17 protein-coding genes, 1 tRNA gene and 1 pseudogene are annotated in these 23,351 nt (G+C 42.2%); 14 read left to right on the top strand and 5 right to left on the bottom strand.

Going from position 1 to position 23,351, the window contains the following annotated elements; translation table 11 throughout:
- The first annotated feature begins 205 nt into the window (after nt 1-205).
- From ftsH to ISG33_RS04405, 6 genes are all read left to right on the top strand, one after another.
- Nucleotides 206-2,143 carry an ATP-dependent zinc metalloprotease FtsH gene (ftsH, locus tag ISG33_RS04380; protein WP_195732303.1) on the top strand — a complete coding sequence of 646 codons (1,938 nt, stop codon included), beginning with the start codon at nt 206-208 and terminating at the stop codon, nt 2,141-2,143.
- A 177-nt stretch (nt 2,144-2,320) separates the two neighbouring features.
- Entirely contained in the window at nt 2,321-3,157 is an 837-nt protein-coding gene (gene folP, locus ISG33_RS04385; RefSeq protein WP_195732304.1) for a dihydropteroate synthase, read from the top strand.
- An 18-nt stretch (nt 3,158-3,175) separates the two neighbouring features.
- Entirely contained in the window at nt 3,176-4,516 is a 1,341-nt protein-coding gene (gene glmM, locus ISG33_RS04390; RefSeq protein ID WP_195732305.1) for a phosphoglucosamine mutase, read from the top strand.
- 133 nt (nt 4,517-4,649) lie between these two features.
- Nucleotides 4,650-5,390 carry a triose-phosphate isomerase gene (tpiA, locus tag ISG33_RS04395; RefSeq protein WP_195732306.1) on the top strand — a complete coding sequence of 247 codons (741 nt, stop codon included), beginning with the start codon at nt 4,650-4,652 and terminating at the stop codon, nt 5,388-5,390.
- A gap of 28 nt (nt 5,391-5,418) precedes the next feature.
- Nucleotides 5,419-5,802, top strand: a complete 384-nt coding sequence (secG, locus tag ISG33_RS04400; RefSeq protein WP_195733032.1) for a preprotein translocase subunit SecG — start codon at nt 5,419-5,421, stop codon at nt 5,800-5,802.
- Nucleotides 5,803-5,813: 11 nt separating this feature from the next.
- Nucleotides 5,814-5,900, top strand: a tRNA-Leu gene (locus ISG33_RS04405).
- A 72-nt stretch (nt 5,901-5,972) separates the two neighbouring features.
- On the opposite strand, the gene ISG33_RS04410 is transcribed toward ISG33_RS04405, so the two are convergent.
- Nucleotides 5,973-6,302 carry a metalloregulator ArsR/SmtB family transcription factor gene (locus ISG33_RS04410; protein WP_195732307.1) on the bottom strand — a complete coding sequence of 110 codons (330 nt, stop codon included), beginning with the start codon at nt 6,300-6,302 and terminating at the stop codon, nt 5,973-5,975.
- Nucleotides 6,303-6,380: 78 nt separating this feature from the next.
- Between ISG33_RS04410 and ISG33_RS04415 the strand changes: the two genes are divergently transcribed.
- A complete protein-coding gene (locus ISG33_RS04415) occupies nt 6,381-7,334 on the top strand; it encodes a hypothetical protein (protein WP_195732308.1) in 954 nt (317 codons plus the stop codon).
- 21 nt (nt 7,335-7,355) lie between these two features.
- Nucleotides 7,356-8,246 (top strand): acyl-CoA desaturase, encoded by an 891-nt coding sequence (locus ISG33_RS04420; RefSeq protein WP_195732309.1) that lies wholly within the window; start codon nt 7,356-7,358, stop codon nt 8,244-8,246.
- Nucleotides 8,247-8,483: 237 nt separating this feature from the next.
- On the opposite strand, the pseudogene ISG33_RS04425 reads toward ISG33_RS04420, so the two are convergent.
- The 3 genes and pseudogenes from ISG33_RS04425 to ISG33_RS04435 all read right to left on the bottom strand — a co-directional run bounded on the left by ISG33_RS04425 (nt 8,484) and on the right by ISG33_RS04435 (nt 12,509).
- Nucleotides 8,484-11,620, bottom strand: a pseudogene (locus ISG33_RS04425) (glycoside hydrolase family 2 TIM barrel-domain containing protein).
- A 68-nt stretch (nt 11,621-11,688) separates the two neighbouring features.
- Nucleotides 11,689-11,883: a hypothetical protein gene (locus ISG33_RS04430; RefSeq protein ID WP_195732310.1), complete on the bottom strand. Its 195-nt coding sequence runs from the start codon at nt 11,881-11,883 to the stop codon at nt 11,689-11,691.
- 293 nt (nt 11,884-12,176) lie between these two features.
- On the bottom strand, nt 12,177-12,509 hold the full coding sequence (locus ISG33_RS04435) for an HPF/RaiA family ribosome-associated protein (protein WP_195732311.1): 333 nt from the start codon (nt 12,507-12,509) through the stop codon (nt 12,177-12,179).
- A 134-nt stretch (nt 12,510-12,643) separates the two neighbouring features.
- Here ISG33_RS04435 and nhaR point away from each other — a divergent pair, with 134 nt between their 5' ends.
- The 5 genes from nhaR to ISG33_RS04460 all read left to right on the top strand — a co-directional run bounded on the left by nhaR (nt 12,644) and on the right by ISG33_RS04460 (nt 18,844).
- Nucleotides 12,644-13,546 (top strand): transcriptional activator NhaR, encoded by a 903-nt coding sequence (gene nhaR / locus ISG33_RS04440; RefSeq protein ID WP_195732312.1) that lies wholly within the window; start codon nt 12,644-12,646, stop codon nt 13,544-13,546.
- Between the two features lie 113 nt (nt 13,547-13,659).
- The gene (gene pnp / locus ISG33_RS04445) at nt 13,660-15,774 is read left to right on the top strand and encodes a polyribonucleotide nucleotidyltransferase (RefSeq protein WP_195732313.1); all 2,115 of its coding nucleotides are present in this window, start codon (nt 13,660-13,662) and stop codon (nt 15,772-15,774) included.
- A 113-nt stretch (nt 15,775-15,887) separates the two neighbouring features.
- On the top strand, nt 15,888-16,199 hold the full coding sequence (locus tag ISG33_RS04450) for a DUF1244 domain-containing protein (protein WP_195732314.1): 312 nt from the start codon (nt 15,888-15,890) through the stop codon (nt 16,197-16,199).
- Between the two features lie 180 nt (nt 16,200-16,379).
- Entirely contained in the window at nt 16,380-17,252 is an 873-nt protein-coding gene (gene nlpI, locus ISG33_RS04455; protein WP_195733033.1) for a lipoprotein NlpI, read from the top strand.
- Between the two features lie 53 nt (nt 17,253-17,305).
- Nucleotides 17,306-18,844 (top strand): tetratricopeptide repeat protein, encoded by a 1,539-nt coding sequence (locus tag ISG33_RS04460; RefSeq protein WP_195732315.1) that lies wholly within the window; start codon nt 17,306-17,308, stop codon nt 18,842-18,844.
- Between the two features lie 2 nt (nt 18,845-18,846).
- Here ISG33_RS04460 and cysZ read toward each other — a convergent pair whose 3' ends face one another.
- Nucleotides 18,847-19,596 carry a sulfate transporter CysZ gene (cysZ, locus tag ISG33_RS04465; RefSeq protein ID WP_195732316.1) on the bottom strand — a complete coding sequence of 250 codons (750 nt, stop codon included), beginning with the start codon at nt 19,594-19,596 and terminating at the stop codon, nt 18,847-18,849.
- Nucleotides 19,597-19,854: 258 nt separating this feature from the next.
- Here cysZ and smc point away from each other — a divergent pair, with 258 nt between their 5' ends.
- Nucleotides 19,855-23,334 carry a chromosome segregation protein SMC gene (smc, locus tag ISG33_RS04470; RefSeq protein ID WP_195732317.1) on the top strand — a complete coding sequence of 1,160 codons (3,480 nt, stop codon included), beginning with the start codon at nt 19,855-19,857 and terminating at the stop codon, nt 23,332-23,334.
- The last annotated feature ends 17 nt before the right edge of the window (nt 23,335-23,351 follow it).

Below are 23,351 nucleotides of genomic sequence, written 5' to 3' on the forward strand. Positions count from 1 at the left end.
TAGCAAAAACGAGACCTTCTTCATAGGTTTTGCTTGGTAAATAAGGATTTTGTGAACTAGTCTTCATAAAAGAAGGTCAATACACATTCGTTATAGCGAAGAATTTTGTAATATAGTAGTCTTCGAGTCATCTAATACGCTAATAGCTGCGTATGGATATAAAAACAAATGCAAGTTTCATTTTTACTTTTAGAGGTATGCAGCGTTGAGCGACATGGCAAAGAATCTCATTTTATGGCTCGTCATAGCAGTTGTGCTTATGATGGTGTTTCAAAATATATCAGGTGGCGAGAGTCCAAGCTCGAAGGTGCCATATTCTACTTTCCTTGAGCAAGTTAAGCGCGGTGACATAAAAGAGGTAACCGTTGATCAGGCTAAAAGTGAAATAAAAGGCGTTAGGAATAATAACGATACTTTTACAACGCAAATCCCTTACTACGACAGTAAATTAATGGATGAACTCTTAGCTAACGAAAAGGTAGTGGTAAACGGCAAACCAGCTGAAGAGCAATCATTACTAGCATCTATTTTCATCAACTGGTTCCCGATGCTTTTGTTGATTGGTGTATGGATTTTCTTCATGCGTCAAATGCAAGGTGGGGGCGGTAAAGGTGCGATGTCATTCGGTAAGAGCAAAGCGCGCCTGTTAAGTGAAGATCAAATTAAAACAACCTTTGCCGATGTAGCAGGTTGTGATGAAGCGAAGGAAGACGTAACCGAATTGGTTGATTTCTTACGCGACCCTACTAAATTTCAAAAGCTAGGCGGCAAAATTCCTAAGGGTGTTCTAATGGTAGGACCACCAGGAACGGGTAAAACCTTGCTCGCTAAAGCGATAGCGGGTGAAGCAAAAGTGCCGTTCTTCAGCATCTCAGGTTCGGATTTCGTAGAGATGTTTGTGGGTGTTGGTGCCTCGCGTGTTCGAGACATGTTCGACCAAGCAAAAAAATCTTCACCTTGTATTATATTTATTGACGAGATTGACGCTGTAGGCCGTAAGCGTGGTGCTGGCCATGGTGGTGGGCATGACGAACGTGAACAAACGCTCAATCAGATGTTGGTTGAAATGGACGGCTTTGAAGGTCATGAAGGCATTATTGTTATAGCGGCAACTAACCGACCGGATGTGCTCGATCCTGCGCTATTGCGTCCTGGTCGCTTCGACCGCCAAGTGATGGTTGGCCTTCCAGATATTCGTGGGCGTGAACAAATTCTCAAAGTTCATATGCGCAAAGTGCCATTGGGCGACAATGTTGAAGCATCACTTATCGCTCGCGGTACACCAGGCTTCTCTGGTGCTGATCTCGCTAATCTCGTTAACGAAGCTGCTCTGTTTGCTGCAAGAACGAACAAACGCGTAGTGAGCATGGAAGAGTTCGATAAAGCCAAAGATAAAATCATGATGGGCTCTGAGCGCAAAACCATGGTTATGTCTGAGGAAGAGAAAACCAATACGGCTTATCATGAAGCTGGACACGCAATTGTTGGACGCTTGGTACCGAAACATGATCCGGTGTACAAGGTTTCTATTATTCCTCGCGGCAGAGCGCTCGGTGTGACCATGTATTTGCCAGAACAGGACAAATACAGTAACTCAAGAGAAGAGTTAGAATCGCGCATCGCGAGCTTGTTCGGTGGTCGTATCGCTGAAGAAATTACATTGGGTTCAGCCGGAGTCACAACCGGTGCCTCCAATGATATAGAGCGCGCAACCGACATTGCGAGAAAAATGGTAACGCAGTGGGGCTTGTCTGAAAAGATGGGGCCGATCAATTACAAAGACGATGAGAACGAGATGTTTATGGGCGGTGGCGGCAATCCAATGTCTGCTGAAACTGCTCGTGACATCGACGCTGAAATCAGAGCCCTCATCGACCGTAACTACAGATTAGCAGAATCTATATTGAAAGATAATATGGATATTCTTGAAGCCATGAAAGACGCGCTAATGAAATACGAGACGATTGATGCCAAACAAATCGATGATTTGATGAATAGAACGGAAGTTCGTCCGCCGGCTGATTGGGAGAACGATAAAAAGTCTGATTCAGATAAGCCATCGGGTGGTGCTTCTATAAACGCCGGTGGTGAAAGCAAAGACAATGATGCTGGTGCTGCCGATCCGAGTGATGTAACTCACTAGCTATTTTGTCGTGATGTGATTTAACGCTGGCTATAATGCCAGCGTTTTTGTTGGTGCTGCAAAAGCATTATTTACGACAAATCAAAATTATTTGCATAATATTTGATTAGAAACAATGAAATAAATTTGCTTTTATTGCAATCTGGGGCTTCAGTGAATCTAGCAAGACATAGAACAATGATTTTCAAAACAAGAGAAGTGAGTTTCGATAGCCCTCAAGTCATGGGGATATTAAATGTAACCCCTGATTCGTTTTCCGATGGTGGGAAATTTGCACAAATCGAGCGCGCTATTTCTCAAGCCCATAAAATGGTGAATGCCGGTGCTAGTTTTATTGATATCGGGGGAGAATCTACACGACCAGGCGCTACACCGGTCTCTCTACAAGAAGAGCTAGACCGAGTAATTCCTGTAATAGAGAAAATATCGACCGACGTAGACGCTGTGATTTCGATAGATACATACAAAGCGCAAGTCATGACAGAAGCCGTAAAAGCAGGCGCTACAATGATCAATGATGTAAAAGCGCTTCGCGATCAAGGTGCGCTCGATGCGGCTGTCTGGGCTGCCAAAACACACAGTGTGCCTACTTGTATCATGCACATGCGAGGTTCACCCGAGAGCATGCAAGATTCACCTGAATGTAACGATATTGTCGAAGACGTTATTCATTTTTTCGAGCAGCGCATTAAAGAGTGTGTTAACGCTGGCATCCTTTATTCACAGCTTATTATCGATCCCGGTTTTGGTTTTGGTAAAACACTGGAACAAAATTATCAACTATTGAAGCATATCTCTGATTTCAGCCAGTTCGATTTGCCCGTGCTTTCAGGCACATCAAGAAAATCTATGATTGGCAATTTATTGAATAAAGAGGTGGGTGATCGCTTGGCAGGTAGCATATCTACTGCTACCATTGCCGCATTGTCAGGCGCAAGCATTATCCGCGTGCATGATGTGGAAGAGACTAGCGACGCAGTGAAAATAGTCAACAAACTGCAAATGGTAGAATAGAATTTAAAAGGAAATAAGATGACCAAACGCAAGTATTTTGGTACTGATGGAATTCGTGGGAAGGTAGGAACAAGTGCTATAAACCCAGAATTCGTGACCAAGCTTGGTTATGCAGCAGGGAAGGTTTTAGCAGGACAAGGCACAAATAAAGTATTAATTGGTAAAGACACCAGGATTTCTGGTTATATGCTTGAATCAGCGTTAGAAGCAGGGCTGTCAGCAGCGGGTATTAATATTGGCTTGTTGGGGCCCATGCCAACCCCTGCAATTGCCTATTTAACCAAAACATTTCGTTCGGAAGCGGGCATTGTGATAAGTGCTTCGCACAATCCTTATTATGACAATGGTATTAAATTTTTCTCGTCTACAGGTCACAAACTCGATGACAACATAGAATTGGCGATAGAGGCGCAACTCGAACAGGCTATGACTTGCGTAGAGTCAGATAAATTAGGCAAAGCCAGCAGAATTGAAGATGCAGCAGGCCGATATATTGAATACTGTAAAGGCACATTCCCATCTGACTTGTCCCTTAAAGGCCTCAAAATTGTTGTTGATTGTGCTCATGGTGCCACTTATCACATAGCGCCAAACGTATTATCAGAGCTAGGTGCCGAGGTTATTGAAATAGGCACAAGCCCTAACGGAACGAACATTAATCATCAGGTAGGTGCTACCTCTATGCGTGCTGCGGTTGAAGCAGTTAAAGAGCATAACGCTGATCTTGGTTTTGCACTCGACGGTGACGGCGACCGCATAATGATGGTTGATGAGAAGGGAGCCATTTTAGATGGCGACCAAATCATTTTCATCATCGCACGCGAAGCCATGAAAAATGGTGAGTTGAAAGGCGGTGTTGTGGGTACAAAAATGTCGAATCTCGGAATGGAAGTCGCACTCGAAAAACTAGGTATTCCTTTCGCTAGAGCGGATGTAGGCGACCGTTATGTAATGGAAGAGCTATTGCGCAAGGGGTGGCGCGTTGGTGGCGAAAACTCTGGTCACGTACTCAATTTGAATTACGCGCCAACGGGTGATGGTATTGTTGCTGGGCTTCAAGTTATTGCAGCAATGTTGCGCTCTGACATGTCGATGTCATCATTAAACTCGGGCTTTGAAAAATTCCCCCAGCGATTAATAAACGTTAAATTTGAAGATACTGGAATAAATCCTCTTGAAAACGACTCAGTTGTAGCCATTGTTAAAGAGGCTGAAACGGAAATGGGTGATGCTGGCAGAGTATTGTTGAGAAAAAGCGGTACTGAGCCCCTTATTAGAGTAATGGTTGAAGCTGTTGACAAAGCCTTAAGTGATTTTTGGGCTGAGAAAATTGCCGAAGTGGTTAAAAAGTCATCATAAGTCGATTTGAGTAGAGAATTTCAGCGTCAAATACTTGTATATTGCTGAATGGTTGGGTATTATCGCCGCCGCTTTCATAAAGGTTGTCGAGATATCTAATCACTCTTTGATTAACTGTTGAAACGGAGTTTATGTGAATAACAAAATCAGAAAGCCTCTAGTTGCTGGCAACTGGAAGATGAATGGAAACAACGAGCTAGTTCGAGACTTTGTAAAATGTCTCGAAAAAACAAGCGACGTAGATGTAGTAATATGTCCACCAAGTTGTTATCTAACTGCTTTTGAACAGGCACAATTCTCCTTAGGTGCCCAGAATGTAAGTTCATTTACTTCTGGAGCCCATACAGGGGAACTCTCCACATCAATGCTTAAGGAATGCAAGGTCAGCTACGTAATAGTAGGCCACTCAGAGCGAAGAGAGAATCACGGCGAAGCAAATGATATTGTAGCGTCGAAAGTGAAAGCTGTTATAGAAGCTGGTTTAGTGCCTATATTATGTGTAGGTGAGCCTCTTGAAGTAAGAGAATCAGGCCAAGTGTTTGATTTTGTGAAAGCTCAACTTGATGCTGTTGCTTCAGTCTGTTCAAATACTTATATTGAGCTTGCAGTCATCGCCTACGAGCCAATATGGGCGATAGGTACGGGTAAAACAGCAAGCCCAGAGCAAGCGCAAGAAGTGCATGCTTTTATTAGAAAAGAATTAGCTCAATTGAATGCATCTGCAGCACAAAGCATTCGATTGTTATATGGTGGCAGCGTTAACGCATCGAATGCTAACGAACTGTTCGCTCAAAATGATATAGACGGCGGCCTCATTGGTGGCGCTAGTTTGAAAATAGAAGACTTTACAGCAATTTGCCAAGCGGCAAGTTAACGAGGAATACACTGTGTATCAAATTTTAATGGCAGCTTATTTAATAGTTGCACTAGTACTAATTGGCTTTGTTCTTATCCAACAGGGTAAAGGTGCCGATATGGGTGCATCATTCGGTGCTGGCGGTTCCAACACAGTATTTGGTTCTTCAGGTTCTGGTAACTTTATGACGAAGACGACGGCGATACTTGCCACTCTGTTTTTTGGTATCAGCTTAACACTTGGTACAATTGCGTCGAACAACAATACAGAAGTAGATGAATTTGAAGTGCTTGAAGCGCCAACAGTTGAGCTACCCGCGAGTGCTGACATTCCTGCCGTTTTACCAGCAGCACCTGCATCTAGTGACATTCCTGCGCCGGCTGTGGTAGTAGACGAAGAAGATAAGCCATCTGAAGATGTGCCAAATTAATTAAAAAATACGCGGAGGTGGTGGAATTGGTAGACACGCCAGCTTGAGGGGCTGGTGTCTTAACAGACGTGCGGGTTCAAGTCCCGCTCTCCGCACCAATTAAAAAAAGAGCTAAGTCATCGACTTGGCTCTTTTTTTTACTTAAAGACTTTCAGATATTAACTAAAGTCTTAACTTTGTCGCTCGTCTTCGTCACGGCGTTCTTGCGCTATATTTTGGCTCGCGATTTTCAATGGCTTTCCTTCTGGGCAAAAATCGACCAGAAAGTCATTCATACTTGCGAACAAGTTTTCTTTCACCAAATAGTAGTGCACAAATTGTCCTTTTTTCTCTGAGCCAATCAGCCCTGCATTAGACAGAATCCCCAAATGTTTAGAAAGGGCAGGCTTGCTCATCTCAAATTTATCGGCTATTTCACCCGCAGTTAAACTGGCCTCGGACAAAAAAGCTAATATTTTTCGGCGAACAGGGGAAGATAAAGCTTGAAAAACATTACTCATTGATTATATATTTAACTAAATAGTTAATTAACTAATTTATACGTATGATAACACTAACTCAAAATATCGGAAAACACCATGTCTGAGTCAAGTTCAGAGTTAAATAAAACATTCAATAAGCGCCTCCGCAATATATATATTTTGTTAGTAATTGGCCTCGCATCATTGCTTATTAGACTGCTTATCTCATATGAGTTTGATAAAACAGCATTATTATATGTCGGTATCCCTTTCTTAGTAGCATTGGCGTTGTTGTCGATTGTGGAAAAGCCCGAGAAGCCAAGTTTACACCACTATTACTTGCATATTGTGCTTTGGTCATTGATTGTGATGTTGGGTACTTCCATTGTTCTATTTGAAGGTATTATATGTGTTGTCATGTTTATGCCAATCTACTTCGCCATTATCTTTTTGATGTATCTCTTTGAATTACTCGTGAAATATCTCAATCATACTGATAAAAATAAGCACTATGCGCACGTGCTGCCTGTTTTGATTGTTATGAGTGCATTTGAAGGGGTGATCCCCAGTACCAGTTTCAATCGCGATTACTCCGTAACTAAAGAGTTGATTGTTAACTCCACTACCGCTGAAATAAAGCATAAATTGACACAACCAATGCAACTTGAGGTAGAGCGAAATTGGTTACTTAGCCTTTTTCCAATGCCAAGCCGCATTGACGCAGGAACACTAAAATCAGGCGATATACATACTATCGACTTTGTTTATCACCGCTGGTTTGTTACCAATACCCACAAAGGGAATATGATTTTAGAGTTGTCGAGTGTTGAACAGGATTATATACAAACGACCTTTTTGGAAGACTCCAGTTATATTGGCAATTACCTTCGATTGAGGGGAACTGAAATCAGATTTACACCTATCGAAGATGGGAGCACAAAAGTGATCTTGACTATTCATTATCATCGCTTTCTTGACCCTGTATGGTATTTCGGTCCTCTCCAAGAGTATGCAATTGGTCAAACAGCAAGCTTACTGCTTGAAGAGTTATTTGTACCGGCTAAGGGTTAAGTCAGCAAAAGGAGAACAATTATGTACGCCAATGAAAGAGTTGTTACCACGGCACACAGCAATGCGAAAGAGGGCAAAGTCGTTGTTTCTGTATCCAAAATGCTCTGGATGGGAAGCATGTTTTCAGTTGCTTTTATTGGCGGCTATTATACCTTTTCATTTACTACGCTAATTGTATTTGTATTAACAACAATCATTTCGCTTTGCTTGGGGCATTCTCTTGGTATGCATCGTCGTCTAATACATAAAAGCTACCAATGCCCTTTATGGTTGGAGTATTTGTTTGTGCATTTAGGCGTCATTGTTGGGTTGGCTGGGCCCATAGGCATGATAAAAACACATGACATGCGAGATTGGGCGCAGCGACAGGAATATTGTCATGATTACTTTGGACACAAACAACCAATGTGGATTGACTTCTTTTGGCAAGTATTCTGCGACATTAAACTAAAGCATCCACCTACCTTCAATATCGAAAAGTCTGTTACTAACGATCGTGTATACAAATGGATGGAAATAACTTGGATGCTGCAACAACTTCCGCTAGCTATTTTATTGTTCGTGCTCGGCGGCATAGATTGGTTTATTTGGGGCATTTGTATGCGAGTGTCAGTGTGTGTAGTAGGTCATTGGTTGATAGGTTATTTTGCGCATAACCACGGGCACCGAGATTGGCACGTTGAAAAAGCCCACGTTCAAGGTCATAACGTTCCCTTTGCAGCGTTGCTGACGATGGGAGAAAGCTACCACAATAACCACCACGCCTTTCCTGGCTCTGCCAACTTAGCACTAGAGAAAGGGCAGGTTGATATTGGTTGGTTAGTTTTACAGTACTTGGAAACTATTGGCTTGGTTTGGGATGTGATTTTACCTAAAGATCTGCCTGAGCGAGAGGAATTGAAAAGGCTTTAGTCTAATGCTCAAGTTTCACTAGATTTTCCTGCATCGTAGTCAGCCTTTTACACCGATAGTTTTTTATCTCGCTGTCCCTCCGTCGGATGCAGTTCTTTTTCTTCTCCATTTATTTTTAGACTCATTCTTTCAATTAATGACTCAAGGCCCAAATATTCTTTCACGAGCGCTGCTTTTTAAGTCTAATGATGTAGCTTTAGCGACTACTCTCTAGCGAAGCTTTGACATAATCAAAGCCTAGTCTTCAAACTCAACAGTCACCGAATACTGATAATCTAACCAAGGAATGATGTATTCAGGAAGCGGTGCTTCACCCCAGCTATTGGTGCCACCAACGCCCCTGTGTAGGAAATCGATGTTCACAAATACGCTGTCGCTATGCTGTAAGGAAGTGGGGTGTAAATTGTATTTCTTAACATCTTCTGCATTTTTATGATATTGATCGCTCGCCACAGATGAGGCTGAGAAACTGAATAGACGTTTGGAAGTGAAACGCACGGATGCACCCTCAGGTGAGCGCATTTTCAAGTATCTTACATCACTTCTGAGCCCGATAACTTTCTATCAGGGTAGTTCTCATGTGGTCCGCGGCCATACCATTGAGCACTTCTGTAATCGCTTGTTAATGGAAATCTAAAGCCGATTCTAGGTAATTCAGCCTGTTTTTTATGTGGCGCAGCGTAAAAGTATGCATCTAGTGTGAGTCGAGCTTGACTGTCAAAGATGTAATTTACGAATAAACGACTCTCTATGCTGGGTAAGTAATATTCTGCTTGTATAACAGCACTATGTTTGCTGTTTTCACCTATTTCTAAGCTGACTTTTTCGATATTATTCGCGACATCATAAAACGCTTGCAAGGCATCTCCAAAGCCAGCGACTGGTAAGTCGTTATCGGTCGGCGCGCGCCAGAAGTCGGGGACAATTGCTGCGGTTAAAACATCTTTTTTATTCACGCTAATTTGCGTTAGTAAGCCACTGCTTTTCGAGAATCTAAAGAGGGTATTCCCGCTGTTAACGTTAATATGATTATTATTGGAAGATACCTTCAATTTAACAGGCTTTTTGTCGTTATTGGCTTTCGTGAGGGTTACCCTTGGGCTAGCTTGCGTTATGGCTAATTGTCCTTGGGCAACAACGTGACCAGCACTTAGGCTATGCGTTGCCTTTCGTAAACTCACACTCACATTTACAAAGTACTCTTTGTTGGGGCTTAAATCGTAGTTGAGTGCAAGGGCAATGCGTTGTGATGTTTGTGCTTTTGCCGATAGTTTAATATTACTGCCCTTGCTGACGACTAGGCCGTTTTCAAGCAATTCCCACTGCAGTTCATAGTCTGACAGGCTTTTGAAGTAGTACTTGTTGGATACTATCACTTCATTAGCGTTGTCGTTTGAAAGTGCAAACCCAATGTTTTGTTGTGCTCGTTTTACCTCGTATAAGTAAGGGTAGGGACTGCGATCTGCATACACTAAGCCATTCGCCGAGAAGCTTAATGACGACTCAGTAGCAGGCGGCTCTAAATCACCACCATAGCCCCAGTACTTTTCGCCATTGTCGGTTTCAAGCGCAAAAGTTTGATCGACCCAATCCCAGATAAAACCGCCTTGCAGCTGCGGATATTGCTCAAAATTTTCCCAGTACTGCGCAAAATTGCCCAATGAGTTCCCCATCGCGTGTTGATACTCTATTAAAATAACGGGGCGCTTCGGATCGATCCCCATTTCTGCATAACGCTTTATGTCACGAATGGGGGCATACATTTGACCATAAGCATCGGTGTGTCTTCGCAATTGGGCCTGCTCCGAAATAACCGGCGCGATAGGATCTTGTTGCTTCAACCAATCATAAATTGCTTCCAAGTTTGGCCCGTCACCGGATTCATTGCCTAAGCTTCTCATTACCACCGACGGGTTATTTTTACTTACCTGATACATGTTACTGACGCGGTCAATATATGCACCTTTCCATTCCGCTTTATTAACCAGGTGTGTTTCCGGTCTGTAGGAGCCCCCTTGGTTTGCTGCGCCTATTCCATGTGACTCAATATTCGCTTCATCCATCACATATAAACCATGTAAGTCAGCTAGGTAATACATGTAAGGATCATTGGGATAATGCGCCATGCGTACCGCGTTAATATTAAACTGCTTCATCAGTTTTACATCCCTTTCCATTGAGGCTCGACTGACTACATGGCCTGTTATTGGATCGTGTTCATGTCGATTTACTCCTTTAAACAGCACTGGCTTGCCGTTAATGAGAATATTGCCATGCTTGAGTTCAGTGTGCCTGAAACCTAATAAATGGCCGATATATTCTTGTGGCTTATCACCTTCTTGCAGCAAGGAGATTGAGAGCTCATAAAGTGTTGGGCTTTCAGCGCTCCATAGTTGAGGACTATCGATAAGTTCTTTAATATTGACGCTTACCGATTTACCTTTGGGAACAGATGGAATGTCGATTGTTTTATTAAAGATTACATTACTCTTATCTTTCGGCGAAAGTTGCAGAGCAAGTTTATAGTTAATGGCTCTATTGACAGTATAATTAGCGATAGAAGCCGAGAAATTAAGTATACCATGTTGGTAATTATCGCTTAGGCTAGTATGCGCATGGAAGTCTTTTATATGAACCTTGTCAGTCGCGTAAACATAAACATCTCTCTCGATACCACTTATGCGCCACATGTCTTGGCATTCAAAGTATGAACCTACCGAATAGCGGAATACTTGTAGCGCAATCGTATTTTGTCCTGATTTTACATAAGGACTAATATCGAATTCAGCGGCTGTTTTTGAATCTTCTGAATAACCGACTTTGCTACCATTTATCCACAAATAAAAAGCTGATTTTACTGCACCAAAATGCAAATAGATTTGTTTATCTTGCCAATCACTAGGAAGATTAAAGCTTTTACGATAGCTACCCACTGGATTGTAAGAATTTGGCAGCACTGGCGGTATTGCATTTTTATCAAAACACTGATGAGAGTGATAAAAAGGCGTGCCATAACCGTTTAGCTCCCAGTTTGCCGGAACCTCGATATCGTCCCATCGAGTATCGTCATAGTTGGGCTGCTCAAAATGCTCAGGTCTTTTTTGGGTATTGGCAACCCAGTAGAACTTCCACCTACCGTTAAGCAGTAAATGATTTGCTTCGTTCCAAGGCGTTTTGCTAAAAGCACTATCGAGTTTGTTAACACTATAGAAGTAACTGCGAGCAGGCTCTTTATTAATGCGATACACCTGCGGATCTTGCCAAGGTTCAAGTGCTTCTTTTTGGTTTATCGAAGATGCATCAGCATTGAATGTTATAAAGCTAAGTATGATGAGGCTTGCTACTATAAATAAAGATTGCAGTTTATCAGGCATATCTTTGCTCGCTTGGCTAATCCATTGACTATCAGTGTCAGTGAGCGTGGGTAAAGTGTCAAATTAAATCAAGCAAGGCTGACATATAAGAAAATGTGATAGCGGTATTTTGTCGTTAAGAATTCTCTGAAATCAGCTTCACTTCTCGCATGTCGATACACCACAGATTGGCGAAAGCCATCGCTGATTACGGCGCAAAAGCGGAGGTCGGCATCGCTCAGCTTTCGATTGGTATCCGACTTTTTCAAAGATTGCTGCTGCATTATAAGCCTTTCAGTGTTGTGTTAGCTTTTCGTGGTAGCTTTCTTAAGATCGCTTTCTAGTGATCGTTTCATCATAGTAATTAAATATAGACTTCCAGACGTCTAAAAATCCAATCTATACTCTTCATACTAAAATTGCAAATACTAGTTGGCGTTAACTCGGCCTTAAATGATGAGTGTTGTTCAAAGTGTAAGCTCGGTTTCATGTCAATATTTGAGCTTTGTGAATGCATGTCGAACTGAACCGAAGCCTCAAGTGAGGCTCAGACTTACTATGTTCGCAAAATAGATTACTACTTAGAGATATAAGGTGGGTTGCTTTGTCGGGTGTTCGCTCTGCGTTGACGGTCTAATTGCCTTTTTGCTCGACTCACAGCGTTATATAACGACTTTTCGATAGTTGTCGCGGTGTTGCTGGCGGTCATTTTTTCTTGGCTATAAAAATCTATTTCGATGCCGCAGTGTATAACAGCTTGCCCAAATTGATCCTTATCCTTTTTGAAATTGACCGTAACTAAATCAATCACGGGCGTGTATCTGCCTAGCTGCATGCGTAAGGTCTCATCCAAGTATTGAGCTTGATGATCATCTATTTTCAATTCATATTGCGCAATTTTGAAATGCATTGACTACACTTAGTAAAGATAAACTTGTCTAAGACAAAAGATTATCAATTTAAAGTGAACGTTTATATTCGTATAAATGTATAAGAACAGCTCGGAAAAATCTTACAGAAATTATCGAAGGAAAATATGACCTAATGTCTGACAACTTGAACTATAAGCACCTGCACTACTTTTGGGTCGTTGCAACAGAGGGTAGCATCGCTAGAGCAGCGGAAAAGCTATTTATTACCCCCCAAACTATTAGCGGGCAGTTGAGTATGTTGGAGGAGCGAATAGGGCAACCATTGTTTGATAGGGTTGGGCGTCGCTTGCGCTTGACCGAAACAGGTCGTTTGGTATTACGCTATTCAGATGAAATATTTGAATTGGGTAAAGAATTGAGCGATGTGCTTCGCGGGGCCCCACTCGTCGGAACCTCGGAATTCATAATTAGTGCGGCCTCAGCCTTGCCTAAAACGATAGTTTATAAAATCATAGAGCCCGCTCTAAATCTTTCAAAAGAAGTGAGCTTAGTGTGCCGTGAAGGTCCGGTGGAATCTATTCTTGCTGAATTGGCCATTCATGAAGTTGACATGGTGCTCACTGATACTCCGTTGTCGAGCAATTTTAGCGTGCGTGCTTACAATCATTATTTGGGTCAAAGCGGCTTAACTTTTTTTGCTTCAAAACAGGTAAAAGAACAGCTTCAAGGGGAATTCCCAGCCTGCTTGCATCAAGCCCCTATTTTATTACCAACAAAGCAGTATGCGATTAGGCAACTTTTTGATAAGTGGTCGAACGATAACAATATCTTCCCAGTAATTCGCGGGCAGTACGACGACAGCGCACTGATGAAAAGCTTCGGACAAGCAGGTTTTGGTGTTTTCTTCATGCCTACGATAATTGAAGAAGAGGTCTGTGATACTTTTCATGTTGAAGTGGTTGGTCGCTTAGATGAAATTAAGCAAAAGTTTTATGCGATTTCTGCTGAGCGTAAAGTAACTCATCCTGCGGTTGCGGCGGTTTGTAACAGTGCTCGTGACAAAATTTTTAAATAAATAGATAAAAATCACACGCTTTCACCATATCTTAATAGTAATCATGTGCTTTCATCGTTATACTATGCGGCGCATTAAAAAGCATAAAATACTTATAAACTAAAGGATAGAGTGTGACTCCTATTACTAAAACATTTCAGTATGGTCAGCATACTGTCACCCTAGAAACGGGTGTAATCGCAAGACAAGCAACTGCAGCAGTAATGGCAAGCATGGACGACACGTCCGTATTGGTCTCAGTTGTTGGTAAAAAAGAAGCTAAATCTGATCAAGACTTCTTTCCATTAACAGTTAACTATCAAGAAAAAGCATACGCTGCAGGTAAAATACCTGGTGGTTTTTTCAAACGTGAAGGTCGACCTTCAGAGAGCGAAACGCTTACTGCACGCCTTATCGACCGTCCAATTCGTCCATTGTTTCCGAATGGATTCAAAAACGAAGTTCAAATTATAATCACAGTTGTTTCTGCTAACCCAGAGATCCCAACAGATATCATCTCTCTTATTGGTACATCTGCGGCGCTTGCTATATCGGGTATGCCATTTAATGGTCCGGTTGGTGCAGCTCGCGTAGGCTACAAAGACGGTGGTTACATTCTAAATACGCGTGCTTCAGAGCAAGAAGAAAGTCAGCTAGATCTTGTTGTTGCTGGTACTCAAAGCGCAGTATTAATGGTTGAATCAGAGGCCGATATTTTATCGGAAGATGTGATGCTTGGCGCTGTTGTGTATGGTCATGAGCAATCGCAAACCGTGATCAACGCTATCACTGAATTCGCTGCTGAAGTGGGTACCGAGTCTTGGAACTGGGAAGCAGAAGCTGAAAACACTGAGTTAAAAGCGAAAGTGAAAGAGCTTGCTGAAGCTGGTATGACCGAAGCGTATCAAATATCTGACAAGATGGTTCGTAAAGACGCTATCAATGCAGTCACTGAAGCTGCAATTGCTGCGATACTCGAAGCCAATCCAGAGCAAGATCCGAAAGAAGCGAGTGAGCTTTTACACGACCTAGAAAGTGACGTTGTACGTTCGCGCATCCTAGCGGGCGAAAAGCGTATCGACGGTCGTGATCCTGAAACTATTCGTGCACTAAACGTTGCTACGGGCCTATTACCAAGAACGCACGGTTCTGCTTTATTCACTCGTGGTGAAACGCAAGCAATTGTTGCAGCTACCTTAGGTACAGAGCGTGATGCTCAGATGATTGACGAATTAAGTGGTCGTTCAGATAGCCGCTTTATGTTGCACTACAACTTCCCTCCATACTGTGTAGGTGAAACTGGTTTTGTTGGTTCTCCGAAGCGTCGCGAAATCGGTCATGGCCGTTTAGCGAAGCGCGGTATCCAAGCGGTAATGCCTTCTGCTGAAGAGTTCCCGTATGTTGTTCGCGTAGTGTCAGAAATAACTGAATCTAACGGTTCTTCGTCAATGGCTTCGGTATGTGGTACTTCGTTAGCACTTATGGATGCTGGTGTACCAATTAAAGCTTCTGTTGCTGGTATTGCGATGGGCTTGGTTAAATCTGACGAAAATTTCGTGGTTCTATCTGACATTCTTGGTGATGAAGATCACCTTGGTGATATGGACTTTAAAGTGGCTGGTACTACCGGTGGTATTACTGCGCTTCAAATGGATATCAAAATTGAAGGTATCACTCAAGAAATCATGCAACTTGCTCTTAAACAAGCAAAAGAAGCCCGTTTACACATTCTTGGTGTAATGGACTCTGCTATTTCTGGTCACCGTGAAGAGATGTCTGAATACGCACCTCGTATTTATCAAATGAAAGTTGATCAAGACAAAATTCGCGACGTTATCGGTAAAGGCGGCGCAATGATCCGTGCAATCACTGAAGCTTCTGATACTAACATCGAAATTGAAGACGACGGTACAATTAAGATTTTTGCTACTGAAAAAGCGAAAGCAGACATCGCAATTGAGCGCATTAAGGCTGTTACAGCTGAGATCGAAGTAGGCACAACCTATAACGGTAAAGTTATGCGTATTGTTGACTTTGGTGCTTTTGTTGAAGTGCTACCTGGTAAAGAAGGCTTAGTACATATCAGTCAAATCGCCCATGACCGCGTTAACAAGGTAAGTGATTACCTTGAAGAAGGCCAAATGGTCGACGTAAAAGTGATGGAAATTGATCGTCAAAACCGTGTTCGTTTGAGTATTAAAGAGTTGCTAGAAAAGCCAGCTCCGCAAGAGTCTAGCGATAGCGAGTAACTCTTAATGATGGCTCATCATCTGCTGCGGTAGATGATGAGCATAGATTAAGTAGCGATTGAATAAGGAGCCTAGGCTCCTTTTTTATTTTATAAATCAAATAAGGAATGTATATGAATGAACAACAAAGAACAGAGGTTGAGGCTGCCGCCTTTCGCCGTTTGCTTGAGCATCTCGATGCCAACAAGCAAGTTCAAAATATCGAGTTAATGCTGTTAGCGGATTTTTGTCGCAACTGCTTATCAAAGTGGTATTTAGCCGCTGCTCAAGAGCGAGATATTCCACTCTCTGATGATGAGGCAAGAGAGGCTGTCTATAAAATGCCATATAGCCAATGGAAAAGTGAGCACCAGTTACCTGCAACCGAGGAACAAATGGCCGCTTTTAATGCCAAAAGAGAAGCTAAATCGAAGGCCGAGAGCTAACAAAAAACTGGGTTTTTATCACTTTAGCTTTATATTCTCGCATGAACTTGTTAGCGTAAAGCGAAATTCCTAAAGAAATACAATATAATCACTCAAGGGTAATGCGGAATATTCCACTTTAGTGGCACAAGGAAAAAGTAAATAGTGAAATTAGAGTTTTTAGGGCTAAGCCTTGTCGTTATGCTTTCTTTATCGATGGGCGGCTGCAGCAGTTTAGAGCAAGGAGATAGTGCCACTGGGCCAATGGGGAATCTTTTATTGGCGGAGCCAGAGCCAATTAGTGCGCGCTCTCAAATGGCAATTGCTCGATATAATCATATTCTCACGCAGGCGCCGTTAAAGGAAGAAGAGCGTGCTGAACTGCTTTTTCAGCGCGGAATGTTATATGACAGTGTTGGTTTAGCGGGTCTCGCCCGATTTGATTATTCACAGGCACTTCAATTGAAACCAGATATGGCTGAGGCGCATAACTCTATTGGTATTCATTATATTCAGCAAATGGATTTCATTCAGGCCTACGAATCCTTTGATTCCACTTTAGACATCAACCCAGATTACGACTTTGCTATTCTCAATAGAGGTATTGCACTTTATTACGGTGGGCGCGCTAATTTAGCGATTGATGATCTGAAAGCCTTTTATGAAAAAGACGTGACAGACCCGTATCGTGTGCTTTGGTCATTTATTGTTGAGCAAGAGCTAGATAAAACCAGTGCTTTAACTAATTTAGCTAAGCACAGGCAAATGCTTAGTGATAACAACTGGGCGACCAGTATTGTCGATTTTTATCTTAATAGGGTGGATGAGTCGGCGGTAATTGCTGATTTAGTTGACGATGTTACAAGTCAAAAACAATTAAACGACCGGCTTTGTGAAGCCTACTTTTATTTGGGTAAATACCATAGTGACTTAGGAAACCGAGTAAAAGCCTCAAATTATTTTAAGTTGTCGCTAAGCACAAATGTGTATGAATACGTTGAGCATCGCTATTCTCGCCTGGAGCTTGATCGCCTGCGTGAACAACGCAAAGTGAATGACTCTGCTCAGCAATAGCAGTGTAGACTTATGGTTGCGTTTTAACTTGTAGGCATAGACAAGGTTGGCTCGTGTTTAAACTAATATTATCTATCTCAAAACTTACCTTTATCGCTATATGTTTTGCTTTAGTATTGCAAGCAGATGTATGTCGTGAACCAAAACGTTTGGTTAAACAGGCTCCCGAACTCAATACTATTCCCTCACAACTAGCATTTTTGTACCCCGGCCTTGTTGATGGTGATACCGATGCCTTATCGCTATTTACTAAATATGCGATCGATCTTGAGGACCCGTTTTGGTTGGAGTTAGCAGGGGAGTTCGGTAGCAGTGGTGCTTTGTATTATTCCGCCATGCACTCGGATGATCCAAAAGCAATTATGAGATGGTTGAAGCGCTCTGCAGAACTTGGTCATCCAAAAGGGCAATTTGAATACGCTCTGCTTCAAACTGACATCGATGCTAAGATGCGATGGATGGAAGCATCAGCAATAGCTGACTATCAACCTGCTATCATCGCCATGGCGAAGTATTCCTTTGAGTCTCCAAAACACCTTACTGATGGAAATATAAACTCTGTTGAAAAACAAGCGGCTACGCGCATGTGGCTTGAAAAAGCAGCAAAATTTGATGCGACAAGCGCGTATAAATTGGCTAACCTTTATTGGGGTGACGGTTTAATTGAGGAATCAAAAAGCTTGTTAGACAACGCTGCCGAGCAAGGGTATGCGCCAGCAAAGTCCTTGTTACATGTGCTTAATAACAACGATAGCCATGAACTAAAAGAGTTGCTCAACGTGCCTCCTGAAGGGCCTCATTGCGCCCAGTCAATACAGTTTGTAGCGACTAATCTACGCTCATTCGCTCAAGCAATAGCATTCAAAAATAATTTCGACGATGATGCTCGCTTATCAACACTTCCATTGTGTGTCATGAAGCCAATTTGGCTTAAAAAAGGACAAATTAACTGTGATGCTAATTATCAAGGCCAAGCAAGACTCGGTTGTAATATTAGTAGAATCTCGGCTTGGAAAACCCCTTTAAATTTCACCCATTTGGTCATTTTTGCAGAGCAGGGCAAAGCCAATGTTAACAACGGCATTATGTTTTTAGATCAGAGTGACACCTATTCGGTGTTTGTTCATGAGCTCGCACATTTTGCGGGTTTTGTGGACGAGTACGCCTTACCCACAGACTTGGCTAATTATCATTGTTCAAAGAATACCGCGCCAAACCTCCTGTTGAAAGACGAGTCAGCTGAGACTGACGAGTCGTCTATCAATTATTTACCTGAGTCTAGGGCACTGATGTGGAAAACAGCGTTAGACGCGCATAACACCTTGCAAAAACTTGAGAGCAGGCAGCCAGTACTTCATCGTATTGCGAAATCAGCAACCTGTAAAAACCTTGGCATTAGCTCATTTAAGCCAACGCAGCAGATGACTTTTTTGGAATATCATGACGTCAGGAATATACCGCGTGTCTATAGAACGCTTTGGCGGCAACGACTGCTCGATACCGCCAATTACTCTGCAATAAGTGACAATTTGGCGATAGACGCATTCTCGCGTGATGACGACGAGGCTGGTTTATTTTGGTCAGAACAATAAGGCTATGAAGAAATCACTCTTTTTTGACCAGAATACTCATCGACCCATAAGGAAGTTGCTCCGCAAATAGCTACCGGCATCACTAAAAAATTCATGATAGGGATCAAGGAAAAAATATTCACCATAATGCCGAAACTAAAACACTGACTCTTGCGCTGATTTAACTGTCTTCGCATATCCTTAAAGCCCACTTTGTGGTTATCAAAGGGGTAGTCACAATATTGTACAGCCATCATCCAAGCCGTAAAAAGAAACCAGATTATTTGACCAATCACCGGAAGCATAAAAAACAGAATCAAAAAACCAATAGCGCGAGGGATGAAATACATCATTTTCGACATCTCTCTACCAAGAGTACGAGGTATATCTTTAACTGCGCTTAACAAGCCCTCGTCTCCCATACTCTGCCCAGTAAGATGACGCTCAACCTTTTCACTCAATAAGCCATTAAAGGGAGCTGCTATCCAATTTGCTAAGGTGCCAAATATGAGTGCAAAAACGAGTAAAACTGTGACAACGGCTATTGGCCATAATATATATTCCAAGGCAGTTTTTAACCAAGCCATAAAGTCAGGGATAAGGTCAACAATATAGGTAACGCCAGCCTGTATTTGAGGTATTAGAAAATAAAACGCAGTTCCGAATAGTAATAAATTGATAAATAAAGGAACAAAAACAAAGCGTTTAAGTCCTTTTGTGGTGATTAAACCAAAGCCGTCAAAAAAGTAGCTGGCTCCACTTTTATTATTCATTATCTTGATGTACTCCTGATACTATGTTGATGGTCTCACCAAAACTGTCGAGTGGTGCGCAGGCGATATATTTTCTGCTTTGCCCAGTAGTATACTTAGATGTATTGTCTACTAATAGCCAAAATATACTTTTAGGACATTGATTTATAGCCCCTAATTGTTACCAAGTTTTACTTTTGTTACATTTAGTGCGCTACACTTGAGTGACTGAGGCGAACTGATAGGCTTTCGCTTTTTATAATCAGCAAGAAGGCTAGGATGCGTTTAAAGAAAATTAAACTTGCAGGTTTTAAATCCTTTGTTGACCCTACCACTATTCCATTTCCCGGCGAAATGACTGCGGTTGTGGGGCCAAACGGCTGTGGAAAGTCGAATGTTATCGACGCTGTAAGATGGGTCTTAGGGGAAAGTTCGGCCAAAAATCTGCGTGGTGATGCCATGACGGATGTTATTTTTAATGGCTCAACAGCAAGAAAGGCAGTATCGCAGTGTTCTGTTGAATTAATCTTCGATAACAGTTCTGGCCGAATTGCGGGGGAGTTCGCTGCATATAATGAGCTATCAGTGAAGAGAATAGTGACGAAAGAAGCTGTTTCAAGTTATTTGCTAAATGGTAGCAAATGTCGCAAACGTGATATTACTGACTTGTTCCTCGGTACGGGCTTGGGGCCAAGAAGTTATGCGATTATCGAGCAGGGAATGATATCAAAGCTCATTGAAAGTCGACCTCAAGAACTAAGAGTATTTGTTGAGGAAGCCGCAGGTATCTCAAAATATAAAGAACGTAGACGTGAAACAGAGAATCGAATTCGTCACACTAAGGAGAATCTCGAGCGCTTAGATGACGTTCGAGCAGAGCTTGGTGAGCAGCTTAACAAACTAAAACGGCAAGCTGCGGCAGCCACTCGCTATAAAGAATTGAAAGCCACTGAACGTGAACTTAAAGGTCAACTTGCGGTTTATCGATGGTTGAAACAAAGCGATTTGGTGAAAGATGCTGAAGCAACGATAGTAGCAAAGCAGACAGAATTAGAAGCCGTTATTTCTCGTAAGCGTGGCGATGAGTCAAACATTCTGTTATTCAGAGAGCAGCAGGCTAACTTTAAAACCGCTATATCAGACTGCCAAAAACAGATATTTAATGTGAGTACTAATATCACAAAGCTCGAGCAGTCACAGCTATTTTCAAAAAAGCGAAAGCAACAAATTCAAATCGAATTACAACTACTTGACAGTCAATCACAACAGATAAAAGAGCAGTTTGAGGAAACACAAACAGAACTTGAGCTCGTGCAATTTGACATAGTAGAGCTTGAACCTAATAAGCTCATATTAGAGGAAAGCGTTGAGAATGCTCAAGTGGCTCGTGATGAGGCTGAGCAAAGTTTATCTACATTTAATGAAAAAAACCGAGCAGGAGAAGCTCAGTACCATGCATTAAAACAAAAGCTACAAACAAGTCATGGTCAAATTCAAAATATAATGAGCATGCAACTAAGAACTCAGGCTAGGATCGCCGAGCTATTAAAAGAGCTAGAAGAACTAAAACATAACGACATTGCTCAAAACGAAATCATGTTGCAACAAGAGCTCGAGCTTGTATGTGAGAGCTTGGAAAGTGGGAAGGCCGATTACGAGCATTTAAGCCAACAATATGACAGTGCAAAGGCCGACTGTGAGAGACTTGGTAAAATAGAGGCAACGCACTACCAAGAGTTAGTTGCTATAAAAGCACAAAAACAAGCGTTGGAAGCACTTCAGAACCACGCAAAGACGACTGAAGAAGACTTTCTAGCAAGCGAAAAAACTCGCTCCTTCATTGATTATTTGGACGTGAGTAAAGGCTACGAACATCTAGTGGAAGTGGTTATTGCGCATTATTATAATGCTCAAGTGTTAGAGGGGCGCGACGCATCCAACATTAGCCCGGCATATTTCAAGGAAAAAAATGGTCAGGCTTTGTTTTTTGAGCAAGCTATGACGCAGCAGAAAAAATCTAATACCCTTGCGGCAAAACTAAATAATCCTAAAATTCCTCATTTTTTCAACAGTATAAGGCTAGTGGAAAGCGATGAGGACGCCTTTGTAGCTATAAATAACGACAGTCTTGCTGAGGGGGAGTCTGTGATTAGCCGCGATGGTTTATGGCTTTTTGCTGACTCATTAATTAACGGGTTGAGCGAGCAAAGTGATAATAGTCTAACAAGACGGGCTGAAATTGAAGATTTAAGCCTAGCTCTGCTTGAAAAAGAAAATGCCTTCGACAAAGCGAAAAAAGAAAGCACTTCTTGCGAGCAAAAAAAGACAGATTTGTTGAATTTGTTGGAAATCGCTCAGCGACAAATAGCTGACTACGAGGGGCAGGAATTCAGGCTAAACACGCAATTACACCAAGTGCAACAAAGTATAGGTGAACAAGCCATTCGCTCAGAGCGGCTACAAAGTGAACTAACAAAACACCAACATGCAGCGCAAGAAGAGCAGGAGACTCTCGAGCTATTAAACGAAGAAGTCGAAATGTTAGCTATGGAGCTGGCTGAATACGAGGATGTTATGCTCAACACTCAAGAGCATGCTGAAAAACTCCAAAATGAGTTGCAGGCGAGTCGCTCGCAGGTTGAGCAACTTGTCGCTCAGATGCATGAAACCGCTATGCAATTTCAACATGTGAAAAATCGTTACTCATTATTGAAAGAAAAACAAACAGCTAGAGAAGTTCAACTCAACGACATTGAAGACAAAAAATCGATATTGATGGAGGAGGCTGAAGAGCTGTCGATGCCCATGGAGGATCAACAAGACAAGCTGAATAATCTACTTCAAGAGAAAGAGCAGCTATTACTGAAACAGAAGGACCTCCAAGTACAACTAGGTAACGTAGAGGAACAACTCATTGAGGCTGAGAAAGGTCAATCTGGTATCGAGCAAGCAGCTGAAAGAATAAAGTCAGAAATCGAGAGTGTTCGTTTACAAGCCGAAGGGGCAAAAGTCAGAGCCCAAAGCTATCTTGATAATCTTAATGATATGCAGCAATCGCTCAAACCTATACTAGAGAGTCTACCTGAAGATATCGACGAGCACGCTTGGCAACAAAACGCAGAACGAACAAGTGCATCGATATCACGATTGGGGGCGGTTAATCTTGCTGCGGTAGATGAATATGAAGCGCAGGCAGAGAGAAAAGCACACCTCGATGCGCAAAACGACGATTTAAGTCAAGCGCTTGATACCCTCGAAACAGCCATAAAGAAAATTGACAAAGAAACGCGAACCCGTTTTAAAGCAACTTTTGATCAAATAAACAATGACTTGAAATTGTTGTTTCCAAAAGTGTTTGGAGGGGGAAGCGCGCATTTAGCGTTAACCGAAGATGATATGCTCGATACTGGCGTAACCATCATGGCCAGACCACCAGGGAAGAAAAATAGCACTATTCACCTTCTTTCTGGTGGAGAAAAAGCGCTAACCGCATTATCATTAGTATTTGCGATATTTAGACTCAACCCAGCGCCATTTTGTCTTTTGGATGAGGTTGATGCGCCGCTAGACGATGCCAACGTTGGGCGCTTTTGCAAATTGGTCTCAGAAATGTCGAAGACCGTACAATTTATATACATAACGCATAATAAAGTGGCAATGGAAATGGCCAGTCATCTTACGGGCGTTACAATGGCTGAACCAGGCGTTTCTCGCATGGTTGCTGTAGATGTTGAAGAAGCATTAGCGATTGCAGAATAAGCAAGCGCGTACATAGA

Source organism: Marinibium conchae (assembly GCF_015595035.1).
Lineage (GTDB): Bacteria > Pseudomonadota > Gammaproteobacteria > Enterobacterales > Alteromonadaceae > Glaciecola.

Bases quoted from the DNA above. Each gene is read 5' to 3' on its own strand.
- ISG33_RS04415 (WP_195732308.1), top strand. From the start codon at position 6,381: ATGTCTGAGTCAAGTTCAGAGTTAAATAAAACATTCAATAAGCGCCTC.
- ISG33_RS04450 (WP_195732314.1), top strand. From the start codon at position 15,888: ATGAATGAACAACAAAGAACAGAGGTTGAGGCTGCCGCCTTTCGCCGT.
- cysZ (WP_195732316.1), bottom strand. From the start codon at position 19,596: ATGAATAATAAAAGTGGAGCCAGCTACTTTTTTGACGGCTTTGGTTTA.
- nhaR (WP_195732312.1), top strand. From the start codon at position 12,644: ATGTCTGACAACTTGAACTATAAGCACCTGCACTACTTTTGGGTCGTT.
- ISG33_RS04410 (WP_195732307.1), bottom strand. From the start codon at position 6,302: ATGAGTAATGTTTTTCAAGCTTTATCTTCCCCTGTTCGCCGAAAAATA.
- secG (WP_195733032.1), top strand. From the start codon at position 5,419: ATGGCAGCTTATTTAATAGTTGCACTAGTACTAATTGGCTTTGTTCTT.
- nlpI (WP_195733033.1), top strand. From the start codon at position 16,380: ATGCTTTCTTTATCGATGGGCGGCTGCAGCAGTTTAGAGCAAGGAGAT.
- glmM (WP_195732305.1), top strand. From the start codon at position 3,176: ATGACCAAACGCAAGTATTTTGGTACTGATGGAATTCGTGGGAAGGTA.
- smc (WP_195732317.1), top strand. From the start codon at position 19,855: ATGCGTTTAAAGAAAATTAAACTTGCAGGTTTTAAATCCTTTGTTGAC.
- ISG33_RS04420 (WP_195732309.1), top strand. From the start codon at position 7,356: ATGTACGCCAATGAAAGAGTTGTTACCACGGCACACAGCAATGCGAAA.
- ISG33_RS04435 (WP_195732311.1), bottom strand. From the start codon at position 12,509: ATGCATTTCAAAATTGCGCAATATGAATTGAAAATAGATGATCATCAA.
- ISG33_RS04430 (WP_195732310.1), bottom strand. From the start codon at position 11,883: ATGCAGCAGCAATCTTTGAAAAAGTCGGATACCAATCGAAAGCTGAGC.
- folP (WP_195732304.1), top strand. From the start codon at position 2,321: ATGATTTTCAAAACAAGAGAAGTGAGTTTCGATAGCCCTCAAGTCATG.